The following is a 12951-nucleotide window of genomic DNA, read 5'->3' as shown; positions in this document are numbered from 1 at the left end:
TAATTTAATTCCAGCTAACATTTTTTCACCTCCTCGTCGCAAAAATTATAGCAAATTCAAAAATATACTAAAATAGAAAATCACTGCAAAAGCTGGTTTCATCTCGGCAATGAATTACCAAGTTTTCACCAGCTCGTAATATTATAAATAGACTTATACAATAGGATCATCATTTTTATTTTTTTTTTCTGTCTTATGCTTTTTAATTCCTAAGAAAGTATCTATGATATCGATTACCATTAAATTGTCATGCATCATACTATGTTCAGCCATAGGTCCGCGGATTTCTACTTCCTGGAAAGTATGACTAATAGGTGCCAGAATATAGCGAATGGATTTTGCAGAAATTACCGAGATAAAGCGGTCAGTATTAGTTTCATCTAGCACATTTCCATAGATATTTAAAATTGAAATATCAGGATTAAAACGGTAACGATTTATAAGCATTCCTATATAAGACGTCGACATAAATAATGGTCTTCCATTTTCATTTAGTTGGTTAACATTGGGAATATCCCCCAGATACATAACCCCATCAAATGGGCCTGCGATTAAGGCTGCTTTACGCAAACGGGGGAAATGTTTACGATAATATGTTTGCATTTCCGTTTTAATCAATGAAGGAGCGCCAAGTGAGTGAGCAACGGCATCATACTGATTAAATTTAAATTTTTTAGATAAAAAATTTAGTGTAAAGCGTAAATAGTAACAAATAGCATAAATTCCTACTACTCGTTGTTTGAATACTAATTGAATAATGGGATGGCGATCGCCTGTCCATGTACCTTCCATTTTGATATTACCGAATAAATCTGAAGTAACTTTAAGATATTTGGAGTTTCCTTTATCTTTACCAGCTTGTTGAACCATAACATTTGTTGTGTAATCGCCACCGCGAAAGCCATGGATATAAATAATTGGAATTTGTTCTGTTATATTGGGGTTTCTTTTTTCATAGTTAACATGATCAATTATTTTACGCTTATGAAGTCTTAGTAACCATCGTGTAGGAGGAAAAGTAGCAAGCAAGCCAATTGTAACCATCGTTGCAAAACTCTCATCTTTTTGTTTATCAGATTTTTTACGATTTTTCTCAGCTTCCTCGCTATATTTTTTTTGTTTGAAAAACAAAAAATACCCCCTTTATAATATTTAGAAAAAATAATAGTATAAATCTATTCTATCATTTTTGTAATTTTAGAAAGTGAGTAAAAATATGCCATTTTATGCAGTAAGAAAAGGTAGGAAACCAGGTATTTATACTACTTGGAGTGAAACCCAAAAACAAATTAATGGTTTTTCAGGTTCCCAATATAAAAAGTTTGTGAAAAAAGCAGATGCACAAGCCTATATGGGGAACAATTTATTACTTGAAAAAGAAGGAAATGATTACAGTGATGAAGAAATTGCAGAATTAGCAAAAGAGTTCCCAATTACTGTTTTTACTGATGGTGGGGCGATTGATAATGATAATTCAATTGCTGACCATCCGGCTGCTTGGTCATATTCTATTCAAGAAACAGGAACCGGGAAGTTTTTAAGCCATCCTGATGCACCGGCAGGTAAGGATTTTGGTGCAAGTAATAATGTGATGGAAATAACAGCTTTAATTGAAGCATTAAAAGAATTGATTAATACTGGTTTTAATAATAAACCGATTTTATTTGGAATTGATTCTGAGTACACTATCAACGGGGCAATTAATATCAATTCTTACAAGGCAAATGGTTGGAAAAATTCAACCGGTGAAGTTAAAAATTTATCAAAATGGAAGCAGGTAGATGAATTGCTCCAGCAAATTTCAGACTATAAATTTGTAAAAATTCATAGTCATGATGGTAATATGGATAAAAACTTCTTTACCAGAGGTAATGACCTCGTTGATAAAAGTTTGGGTAAATTGACGGGACATAATAGCTAAAAAAAATGAGGCTTAAGCCTCATTTTTTTATTAAGTTATCTTAAAGTAATCATGCCACCAAACAAACTTCTAAACCAAGACGTAATCGAATCAACTAACTTTTGGAACCAATTTCTAGTTTCAGGAGTATTAAATTTAGAAAAAATATTCTTAGCTCCTGCTTGAATTTGATTTGCTAATTTGCTTGCTTGTTGTTGGAAATTTTTATTATTTAAAGCACCTGAATTTTTGATTTCAACTAACATATTAACAATTTGCTGTTTCTGATTATTTGTGATTGTGTCGCCTAAGTGGTTAATATTAATTTGGTTGTTTACAATATCACGAATTTTACTATTAGAAATATTTTGTCCCTGCTTAGCCATTTCAGCTTTGGCGCCAGCAACAGCATTGTTTAATTGTGCATCAGAATAACCATCTTTATTCTTATTTGCTGTAGTAATAGAACTTAAAGTTCCCATTTCATTTTGAGCAGCATTAATTTGTTTTTGATTTAATTTTTCTCCAGTTTTTGCATATGCGGCGTAAACACCTGCTAAAGCACCTGAACCATCGATTGGGACAGCTGAAGTCACATAAATATCTGCATCTTCAATTCCTGCAGTTAAGGCTGCATTTTTATATTGATTGGAGGTAATAGTAGTAATATTATCTTTGCCATTATAGGATAAAATATGAACGTTGATACCACTGCCAGAACTAGTTTTTTGAATCATTGCACTAGACCAAACTCCGGAACTAGTAGTGAAGTTGTCACCGGAAGGATTCAAATATTTTACTAAGTCACTCCCGTCAATGGTAATTGTTTGATAATTAGCACCGTTGAGTGGAGCAGTTAAAGTTTTTAAAGTTCCTTGTTTTTGAGAACTAGTCAAAGAGTCACCAAGTGTAACTACGGGTGTATCATCCGCCGCTTTAACTTGATTTTTTGAAAAAGCAAATAAGCCCAAAAAAGAACAGAGAATAATCGTATTGATTATGGTCATTAATTTTTTCATTTTTTAAAATCCTCATAAAAATTAAACTATATTGCTATATTATAAACCAAATTTTCAATGAAATTAGTTAAATAAGTTTGAAGATGCTATAATTTATTAAATAAAAGGAGGACGATTTCGTGTTACGCCAGCCACTTTTAACCGTTATTATGCCGGTTTATAACATGGAAAAATATCTTGGTCGTGCTTTAGAAGCTCTGGCTAAGCAAGATGACAAAAATTTTAAACTTTTGATAGTCAATGATGGCTCAAAAGATAATACCCGGGAAATAGCAGAGTCTTATCGTACACGCTTTTCCTTTTTTAAAATTATTAATAAAAAGAACGGTGGACTTTCTGATGCTCGCAATGTGGGGATGGATAATGTAGATACACCATATTTTACTTTTCATGATGGTGATGATTGGGTGGATCCAGGTTATACAGCTTTTTTTGTGCACGCTTTTGAGAAGTATCCACAAGTTGATATGGTTTCATGTGGATTTTGGATTGATTCCCCTAAAAGGTCTGCAAGTCATCCCGTAGGTGAAAAAAAAGGAAAAGGTTTGCTTTCTAAACGTGAAACTTATATGTTAATGACTAATGTCTTTGGATCACCAGTTAAAGGCTATACTTGGAATAAGGGTTACAAAATAGACTTGATTAGAAAATATAAAATGCGTTTTGTAGAAGATTTAGCTTTCATGGAAGATCAAATTTTTAACGTAAAATATGTTTCTTTAACTGATGGCGTGTACTTTAATTCAGATCCTTATTATCATTATTGGCAACGTTCTGATAGCATGGTTCATGATTTGAATCCTAAGAAAATTCCTGATAATTTTAGAGCTAATTATCGTGTTTGGAGTCAGATTATTAAGAGCCTAATGACAGAAAAAAGTAAGAATAAACTATTAAAGAAAAAGGGTGCTCATAAGGCATCCTTGAATGATTTAAATATTAAAGATTAGAGCTTATCTTTGATGTGATAAGGTGAACCTTCATTTCTAGCACTGTCAGCATAATAAATAGCATAGATACCGTTAGTTGCACTTTGAGCAATAACAATTTGCTTAGAAGTTGGTTTTTCAGCTTTAAAAATTTGTGCACTACGGCGAGCTTCTTTGAAATCATGTGAGGAGGCAATTGCATCACCAGGATTGAAGAATACTGCTTCATTGTTCATTTATACACATCTCCTTTACTTGATTGTATTATTATCTATATTTTATCAAGTTTAGGTGTTAGTCTCTAATTTTTAGCTTATAAAGGATTTTTTATGAAATTAACTGTTAATGGAGTCGAACTTTACTATCAAAAACTAGGTCACGGACATCCTCTAATTTTATTACATGGTCATCATCAAGATGGGGCTGTTTTCGATAAATTAATTTCCCCTTTGTCCCTGTATTACACCATCTACGTTCCTGATTTACGTGGCCATGGCTTGTCAGGAGGCGAGCCAAGTGAACATTACCAAACTGACGTCGAAGATATGGTGGCCTTTATAAGAAAGTTAGGCTTGGAGAAACCATATATTTTAGGTTATGGTGCTGGTGGAGTAGATGGATTATGGATTGCCAGCAAATACCCTAATTTAGTTGATAAATTAGTGATTGCGGGAACTTATGTAAATGGTAATGGTGTTAGTGCTACTCATATTGCTTCAGATACTTTTAAGCGTTTCTTTAAGGGAGATCGAGATAGTAGAGTTGCCATGAGAGAAACTAAAATTCCTCCACAAAGACTAGCTAAGATTAACACGCCCACTCTTTGTGTAGTTGGGGAGAAGGACTGGGTTAAAATAGAGCATGTTAGGTGGTACAGTGAGATTCTTCCTAATTGTCGGTTAGTTGTTATGCCACGTCAAAATCATACGAGCTACGTAATTCATAGTCTAAAGATGCTAGATTTAATTAAGGAATTTTGTAAATAATCAATTAAATTTCAAAAAAAGAAGGCAAGCAGTTAACTTGTCTTTTTATTTGGACTGTTTTTTAGTTATAATTAAACTAGATGAATAGGTAATTTCAAAGAAGGATAGGAATAATGAATAAAGAAGAATTACATCAAATGCTGCACCCAATGAAGTTGATTGGTCTTGGTGGTAACCAAGCTTTAGCGGAAAGAATTGCGAGTGCATTAGATACACCATTGCTTGAAACTGCTGTACAACACTTTAGTGATGGTGAAATTCAGGTTAATATTACAGAAACTGTTAGAGGCTGTGACGTTTACGTAATTCAATCCATCCAAGATCCTGTAAATGAAAACTTTATGGAATTAATGATTGTTTTGGATGCCTTACACAGAGCCTCAGCACACTCTGTTAATGTAGTGATTCCTTATATGGCTTACTCACGGTCTGATACAAAGAATCGTTCACGTGAACCAATTACAGCTAAGTTAATTGCTAACTTGCTTCAGTTAACTGATATTGATGACTTAATTGTAGTTGATTTACATGCTTCTCAAATTCAAGGTTTCTACAATATTCCGGTAGATCATTTGCATGCAATGCCAATTTTGGCTCAATACTTCTTAGATAATGGAATTGCAAGTAAGGATGAAGATGACGTTGTTATTGTTTCTCCTGATCACTCAGGTGCTAAGCTTGCTCGTAATTTTGGTTCTTACTTTGATGCTCCAATTGCTATTGTTGACCAACGTGGAGCACGTTATGATACTGAAGTTCATGATATGATTGGTGATGTTAAGGATAAGACTGTAATTATTGTTGATGACTTAATTGATACAGGTTCCCGAGTTTCTTCATCAACTAAGTCTGTTTTAGCTGCAGGTGCTAAGAAGGTTTATGTTGCAGCAACTCACGCACTTCTTTCTCAAAATGCGACTGAAGTGTTAAATGAATTACCAATTGAACAAATTGTAGTAACTGATACTATTAAGCATAAAAAATATCCAGACAGAATGGTTCGTTTATCTGTAGATCGCTTGCTTGCTAAAGGTATTGATTATATTTACAACGATAAATCTATCCATCAAATTTTTGATGAACAAAATAGAATTAATGGTTAAGATTGACTCTTAATACTAAATTATGGAAGGTCGTAGTATGTGTTTACTGCGACCTTTTGTTTAGAGTTTTTTTGCTTTATTTTATTCCATCGAATATAATACTAAAAACATTACTTATTGAAAGAAAGTGAAGTGAAACAATGGCTGATAAAGAAAAAAATAAATTGCAACGTTCTTTAAAAAGTAGACATGTAATGATGATTGCTATTGGAGGAGCGATTGGAACAGGTTTATTTTTAGGATCTGGTAGTGCAATTAAAAGCAGCGGACCATCAATTATTTTGTCTTACTTAATTGTTGGAGTCGTAACTTTCTTCATGATGAGGGCTTTGGGAGAACTAATTTTATCTTCACCTGAGCATTCTTCTTTTATTAGTTCAATAAAAAAATATTTAGGTGATCGAGTAGAATTTGTAGCAGGTTGGACATATTGGATGTGTTGGTTAAGTTTGGCTATGGCTGATTTAACGGCTACAGGGATTTATTTGAAGTATTGGTTCCCATCATTGCCTCAATGGGTGGGACCTTTAGTTATTATTTTAATTTTATTGGTTATAAATCGTTTGAATGTTGGACTTTTTGGAGAATTAGAAAGTTGGTTCTCCATGATTAAAGTCATTGCTATTGTGGCCTTGATTTTGGCTGGCGCAATTATGATTATGATGCAAATGCATGTTGGTGATCATGTTGTGTCTTTAAATAATATTGTATCTCATGGTGGTTTTTTCCCTAAAGGTATTAAGGGATTTTTAATGTCATTTCAAATGGTAGTTTTTGCATTTGTAGGGATCGAAATCGTAGGATTAACTGCTAGTGAAACAGCGGATCCTGAAAAAGATCTTCCTAAAGCTATCAACAGTTTACCGCTTAGAATTGGACTTTTTTATGTTGGTTCAATGATTGCTATAATGTCTGTTCAACCTTGGAATGAAATTAAAACAACTTCAAGTCCATTTGTACAAGTTTTTACAGCAGTAGGAATTCCTGCAGCAGCTGGTATTTTAAATTTTGTTGTTTTAACAGCTGCAATGTCAGCAACTAATAGTGCTATTTTTAGTACAAGTCGTTCTCTCTATGCTTTAGCATATAGTGGCAATGCACCTAAGCGATTAGGAAGATTAAGTCGTAATGGTGTTCCAGATCGAGCATTGACATTCTCATCTTTAATTTTATTTATCATTGTAATTTTGAATTACATTATGCCAGGTAAAATTTTTGATATTATCTCAACTGTTTCAACGATTAGTTTTATTATGGTCTGGTTAATTATCATGTGGTGCCATTTAAAATATCGTAAGGAAAATAAAAATAAACTTGGTCAATTTCAAATGCCAGGTGCGCCACTGACTGATTGGTTGACAATTATTTTTTACTTAGCAATTTTAGTGATTTTATTTGTTATTCCAGAAACGCGTATTCCAATGATTATTGCTTTGATTTTTATTGCATGTTTATGGATAGGATATGGTTTTTTTACGAAAAATAATAAATAAGATAAAATGGTTGGTATAAAGATAATTATTATATAAAACTACTTGCCTATGCTCAGATAGTATATATACTGCTATAATAGACTTTATAAGAGAATTGAATATAGAGATAGGGGACCGATTATGGCAAGACAAAAAAATATGCAACGCCGTAGAACTATTTTAAGAAATACGTTCACTTTGTTGCGTAAAGATGGGATAAACAACGTGTCTTTGCAAATGATTGCTGATAAATCAGGAATCTCTAAGTCACTGTTGCAATCGTATTATCCCCATAAAAACAAATTAATTATTGAAATCGTTACTAATTTTATGTCCACGATTCTACAGATTTTGAATTCTGAGCAATTCAAAAATGTTAATACTTATGCAAAGATGAAAGCATTTATCTATATTTTGCTTGAAATGGGTTTGCGTGATGAGGGAATTTCAAATGTATTAGAGAGTATCTTGAAAGATCCTGATTCTACTGAAAAATGGGGACAAATTTTAGATAACTGGTTAATTGAAGAAGGCGTAAAAGACGAGTTAGGAAACGATATGCAACTTAAGTCAGGGTTGGCTTTTATTGTCAGTGGAGGGGCTAACTTATTCCTTAAACGTCAACAATTTGATGTTAATGCTGAAATGATTTCTGATATAATGGTTAAAACCTTTATGACAACATTTTTAGACTTTCCGGATGCGCGTGTAAAGGAGACGTTAGAAGAAGGCCATCAATTAACTGAAAACTTTAAAATTGATGAAGTATTTCAAGCTATTGATGTAATGTTTGCATAAATCAAAATTGAAAGGATTAGCATATGGTAGCAGGTTCGCGCAGTGAATTACGGCGAATTGATCAAGCTCAAAATGCTCACAATAAAAGATCTTTAGTTTTTATTATTTTTACAGTTATTACATTAGGGTTTAGTTTGTTAACTTTTATGAATCCTAATTTTATGAAAAAACAGCTTGCTAAGGAAAGCAATGCTGTAGTAGCTGAACGTTTTGTAAATGAGAGATTTGATAATTTCGCAGAAACAATCGGTGCTGATCGTAACGGTGATACAAGTAATATTTTAACTGAAAAGCAGACTAAACCGATTGCTAATGCTATGGTGGATTATACTTTAGGAATACATTGGTTTAGAGCAGAAAATGCTAGTTTAGCTGAAAAAATTCGACAAGTTATTTTAAAAAAGATAGACGGAAATTCTTCCCAAGAAGCACAATCTGTCAAAAGTCACTTAAAGAAATATAATAATCGAGGAATTTATTCTGTTATTACTGGTTTTAATTTATCGTCCGTAACTCTAAGTGCAAATATTGAAACTTTATTTGTAGTAATAAATGCGCTTATAATCATGATGTGTTTGTTATCTCTGTTTTCAGTAATTAGAAATATGACTACTTTACTCAGTAAAAAGGGAATTGTACATGCCATTATGGGAGCAATTATGTGGGTAGGTGCTTTATTTATGATTATTTATGGTTTATTAGCGGCTGTACCACTAATATTCAATGTTGAAGGCTTAATTTTCAGCATTGGATATTTCTTAGAAGTTGCGAGTGGAATATTCCTAGAATTAGTAATAGTTGGTGTAATCCTATTTGTAATTAGTACAATTTTATGGCAATTAACAACTGAAGATTAAAAGTAAAATGCATGGCAAGTAAAAGCCATGCATTTTTATATTAGATTATTTGTTTGTCCTAAAGGTTGTCTTATCCATTGATGTGGTCCTAAATAATACCACACAGTATTTCCAATAGTAATTGTTTGCCCATAAGGGTAACTCTTACCCGGAGTCAAATGAGTAATCGAAGGTTTTCTCAAATCATCGTAAGGACTAGAATAAACATTTTTATCAATAGTGGATTGAGTTATATTAATTAAACCTGCTTTGAGCTGTGGATTAGAAGTAATATAGAAAGTTTTAAACCATTGGTTAGATCCTAAGTTATAAAAAGATTTACCATCTTGATAAGATCTACCAAATAAATTTGTATTTAACTGACGGTTAGAGGATAAAGTATCACGTAACTTTTCTCCTTTTAGTAGCAAATCAGGACGAATATCAATAACATCTTCAATTGATGTAGTGTCTGAATTAGTGGCATTATTGGTATTTGTGTTACTTTCTGTTTGGGTAGGAATATTGAAAGTAATTGTTCCACTCGAATTGCTAGCAGAATCGTCACTGCCACTGATGGCAGAGCTATCAATATTTAGACTGGATGAAGCGGATGAAGAGTCATTGTTACTGCTAATTTTGGGAACAGTAACATTGTAATCGTAGTCCTCTGAGCTCGGAGCTTTATTTGAACTGGTGCTACTAGTGGGTGCTTCGCTAACACTTTCATTTTCTTTATTAAGGTTGAAAAGTTTAAAAGTATAATTATAAACACCCTTGATTTTTACTGCATATGAATGACCAGAGGTCAATTTTAAATTTCCAGGGAAATAAGTTAAAACTGTGGCAAAGTTTCCATATCCTAAATTAGAGTAGTTCTTAACTTTTGTTGCTTTCACTGTTTGACCAGTATCTAAATCGGTAATTGTAATTTTGGGTTTACCTAGAACAGTTTGGTCAGATAAATAAAGTGACCAAGCAATATTTTTTCCTGTTAATAATTCTATTGGAAAAATTCCTGAAGATGGGTAACTAACGGTAGAAGTTGAAGCTGTATTAAAACTGTCACTTGCATAAGCAACTTGTTGAACTGAGTAACGGTATCCATTAGATCCATAGGCTGCTCCAATACCTGTAGTTGTTAATCTTGAGGAAAGTATCCAAGCACGGTGACCAGTGTCAGAACCATCTAAGTTATAACTGTCAGTTAGAAGATCTGTAATTACGTCTCCAGCTGATTGGTCAGAGACATTAAAATTTAAGTTTGAACTAGCAGAGACATTTTTAGCAATCGACCAATTTGCTTTACTAATATATTTCGGCCTCTTTTCATTTGGTAAACCATGTTGGTTTTTAAAAGGATCAGCATTAATTGCTGCCATAACGCTTGCAGTAAGTTGAGCGTTGTCGTTATCCGTAGTATTGCTAGTGATAGATGGCAAGTTAAAGAGACTACGATAAAAATTAATATATGCTAGTTGGTCTGAAACATATGAATCATTTAACGTTCCTGCAGAAAAAGGAGAAGTTAAATGGGGAGCTGTGGCATAAATATTATTTTGATCAAATATTGTTTTAGGCAAATTAGTATATTGTTTTTGAATACTTTTAATTTTAGCACTTTCGCTTTGAGTAAAAGTAGCTGCATAGGTATGGGTAGTGGGACTTATTGCGTATGGTCCAGCGAGTGTAACACCAAGTAATGCTATTATAATTTTTTGCTTAAAGTGCATTTGTGAGTCTCCTCTCTGTCACCTATATTATAGACAATTGTACTATTTTTCTGTAGAAAATTGATTTTTATTAATACTTTTTTGTAAAAAAATTCACTCACTTGGCCTACATTGTTTATAATAAGGATTCAGGGACTAAAAGGAGAAAAATAATGACTAAAAAATTAAAAGTCGGTTTGATTTTTGGTGGAAATTCTTCTGAATATGAAGTATCTATCATGTCAGCCCATAATATTTATAATGCAATCGATACTAACAAGTTTGATGTATATCCAATGTGGATTACCAATGATGGCTATCTTGCTAATGACGAAGATTCACATAAGGTATTAGAAAATCCTAAAATGACTGTAGAGAATCCTCATAAAGTCGCAAATCTTTCTAATATTGTAGAATTAGAAGATCGTCCAGAAATAGATGTTTTCTTCCCAATTGTTCATGGTAACTTAGGGGAAGATGGATCACTTCAAGGCTTATTTAGAGTCATTGATAAACCATTTGTTGGGGATGACGTTTTAGCTGCAGCCGTAACTATGGATAAAGAAATGACTAAAATTTTAGCTCAAAGAGCTGGAGTTAAGGTAGCTAAATGGATTTCTATCAAACGTCCTGAATATGATAATAAAGATAATGAAAAACTTGATTATGATTATGTTGCTAAGGAATTAGGTAAAGATTTATTTGTTAAGCCATCTAATCAAGGTTCATCTGTCGGTGTAAATCATGTTTTGAATGCTGAAGAATATAAAGCTGCTTTAGAAGATGCTTTTAAGTACGATGATAAAGTTTTAGTTGAAGAAACTGTTCATGGTAGTGAAGTGGAAACTGCTGTTTTAGGTAATGATAAGCCAATAGTTTCTGGTGTTGGACAAATTACTAATGCTGAAGATTCTTTCTACAGTTATGAAAATAAATATGATGACAATTCGACTTCAACTCTTCAAATTCCTGCACATTTACCTGAAGGAATTATTGAAAAAGTACGAAAAAATGCTTTAAAAGTATATAAAGCAACAGAGTGTAGCGGTATGTCTCGTATTGATTTTATGCGTCGTAAAGATGATGATGAAATTATTTTAACTGAAGTTAACGCTCTTCCAGGATTTACCAATATTTCTATGTATCCAAAACTATTTGAAGAAGTTGGTATTCCTTATAGTGAATTAATTACACGTTTGATTAATTTAGGAGTAGAGCGTTACAATCATAAGAAAACCCTATTACATAAACACAAATAAAAGAGTGAGAGATTAAATGGAACGCGACCACAATTTTGAAGAACTTGCTGCGCCTGCTCAAGCTGCTGAAGATTTAAATATTAGTGTAGCAACTTTAAGAAAGTATTCTTTACTAGTTGAAAAGGTTACTGGCAACAAAGATTACTATGAACGAACTAAGCAAAAAGCTCGCTTATATAGTGAGAAAGATATTGCTGATTTAAAAGCTTTTCAACATTTGGCTAAGGATGAAGATTTAACTTTACAAGAAGCAGCTCAACAAATATTTGCGATTAGTAATGTAGATGGCAAACAAAATGACAGTAAAAAGGCTGACCATATAGTTGATACTTTATCAAGCCAAGCAAATCAAGGTAATACAATGGTTGATGCTAAGCAAGTAATTAAGTTATTAACGATTTTGCAAAATACTATTACCAGCCAAAATAAGGCAATTCAAGATTTGCAAAAACAAGTTGCACGCGTTGAAGAGCAAAATAGAAAATTAATTGATAGTTCTCATCAACTCAGTCAACCTACTAAAACTGTACAAGAAACTCAAGCTCCACAATTGACTAAGTCGACTCAATCTGAAGTACAGGCAACAATGCCTAAGTTGAAGACGGAAGCAGAGAAGAAAAAAGAAGAAATGGCTGCCGAGATTGAGGCTGATAAGCAAAAGAGCGATGAAGAAATGCATGATGAAATCATGGAAAAAACTCGTGAAAATCAAGAGAAACAAGCTGAGGCTATTCATCGTACTTTAGCGCAAATGCAAGTGCAACCACGTAGGACCAGTAAAAAACACTGGTGGCAGCGAATTTTTAAGTAGACAAAGCAAAGAGTCTGGGAAAAAACTAGCTTCCTAGACTAAAAAATAAGAGCAAGAATTCTATTTTTAGAAATCTTGCTCTATTTTTGTGTCTTCTTTTTGTTAAAATAGTCCCTTTTAGGACTC

13 protein-coding genes are annotated in these 12951 nt (G+C 33.0%); 9 read left to right on the top strand and 4 right to left on the bottom strand.

Features of this window, described 5'->3' with window-relative positions:
* Positions 1–153 precede the first annotated feature (153 nt).
* Positions 154–1131 (bottom strand): alpha/beta hydrolase, encoded by a 978-nt coding sequence (locus HDR40_RS07975; RefSeq protein WP_290627346.1) that lies wholly within the window; start codon positions 1129–1131, stop codon positions 154–156.
* A gap of 85 nt (positions 1132–1216) precedes the next feature.
* Here HDR40_RS07975 and HDR40_RS07970 point away from each other — a divergent pair, with 85 nt between their 5' ends.
* A complete protein-coding gene (locus HDR40_RS07970; protein WP_290627344.1) occupies positions 1217–1921 on the top strand; it encodes a ribonuclease H family protein in 705 nt (234 codons plus the stop codon).
* Positions 1922–1956: 35 nt separating this feature from the next.
* On the opposite strand, the gene HDR40_RS07965 is transcribed toward HDR40_RS07970, so the two are convergent.
* On the bottom strand, positions 1957–2919 hold the full coding sequence (locus HDR40_RS07965) for a DUF1002 domain-containing protein (RefSeq protein ID WP_290627342.1): 963 nt from the start codon (positions 2917–2919) through the stop codon (positions 1957–1959).
* A gap of 119 nt (positions 2920–3038) precedes the next feature.
* On the opposite strand from HDR40_RS07965, the gene HDR40_RS07960 reads away from it, so the two are divergent.
* A complete protein-coding gene (locus HDR40_RS07960) occupies positions 3039–3869 on the top strand; it encodes a glycosyltransferase family A protein (RefSeq protein WP_290627340.1) in 831 nt (276 codons plus the stop codon).
* Here the strand turns inward: HDR40_RS07960 and HDR40_RS07955 are convergent.
* Positions 3866–4084 carry a hypothetical protein gene (locus HDR40_RS07955; protein ID WP_290627338.1) on the bottom strand — a complete coding sequence of 73 codons (219 nt, stop codon included), beginning with the start codon at positions 4082–4084 and terminating at the stop codon, positions 3866–3868. The two genes, HDR40_RS07960 and HDR40_RS07955, sit on opposite strands and share 4 nt — an antisense overlap.
* Positions 4085–4177: 93 nt before the next feature.
* On the opposite strand from HDR40_RS07955, the gene HDR40_RS07950 reads away from it, so the two are divergent.
* From HDR40_RS07950 to HDR40_RS07930, 5 genes are all read left to right on the top strand, one after another.
* Positions 4178–4834, top strand: a complete 657-nt coding sequence (locus tag HDR40_RS07950) for an alpha/beta hydrolase (protein ID WP_290627336.1) — start codon at positions 4178–4180, stop codon at positions 4832–4834.
* Positions 4835–4947: 113 nt separating this feature from the next.
* On the top strand, positions 4948–5937 hold the full coding sequence (locus HDR40_RS07945) for a ribose-phosphate diphosphokinase (protein ID WP_290627334.1): 990 nt from the start codon (positions 4948–4950) through the stop codon (positions 5935–5937).
* 140 nt (positions 5938–6077) lie between these two features.
* Positions 6078–7430 carry an amino acid permease gene (locus tag HDR40_RS07940; RefSeq protein ID WP_290627332.1) on the top strand — a complete coding sequence of 451 codons (1353 nt, stop codon included), beginning with the start codon at positions 6078–6080 and terminating at the stop codon, positions 7428–7430.
* Positions 7431–7550: 120 nt separating this feature from the next.
* Positions 7551–8207 carry a TetR/AcrR family transcriptional regulator gene (locus tag HDR40_RS07935; protein WP_290627330.1) on the top strand — a complete coding sequence of 219 codons (657 nt, stop codon included), beginning with the start codon at positions 7551–7553 and terminating at the stop codon, positions 8205–8207.
* Positions 8208–8230: 23 nt separating this feature from the next.
* Positions 8231–9064, top strand: a complete 834-nt coding sequence (locus HDR40_RS07930) for a hypothetical protein (RefSeq protein WP_290627328.1) — start codon at positions 8231–8233, stop codon at positions 9062–9064.
* A gap of 35 nt (positions 9065–9099) precedes the next feature.
* On the opposite strand, the gene HDR40_RS07925 is transcribed toward HDR40_RS07930, so the two are convergent.
* The gene (locus HDR40_RS07925; protein WP_290627326.1) at positions 9100–10776 is read right to left on the bottom strand and encodes a CAP domain-containing protein; all 1677 of its coding nucleotides are present in this window, start codon (positions 10774–10776) and stop codon (positions 9100–9102) included.
* A 152-nt stretch (positions 10777–10928) separates the two neighbouring features.
* On the opposite strand from HDR40_RS07925, the gene HDR40_RS07920 reads away from it, so the two are divergent.
* Both HDR40_RS07920 and HDR40_RS07915 read left to right on the top strand, forming a co-directional pair.
* Positions 10929–12014, top strand: coding sequence for a D-alanine--D-alanine ligase family protein (locus HDR40_RS07920; protein WP_290627324.1), 1086 nt, complete (start codon positions 10929–10931; stop codon positions 12012–12014).
* A gap of 16 nt (positions 12015–12030) precedes the next feature.
* A complete protein-coding gene (locus tag HDR40_RS07915; RefSeq protein ID WP_290627323.1) occupies positions 12031–12825 on the top strand; it encodes a MerR family transcriptional regulator in 795 nt (264 codons plus the stop codon).
* The last annotated feature ends 126 nt before the right edge of the window (positions 12826–12951 follow it).

Source organism: Lactobacillus sp. (assembly GCF_014803895.1).
The sequence above is the reverse complement of the archived record's forward strand: the minus strand, read 5'-3'. Positions and strand labels throughout refer to the sequence as shown.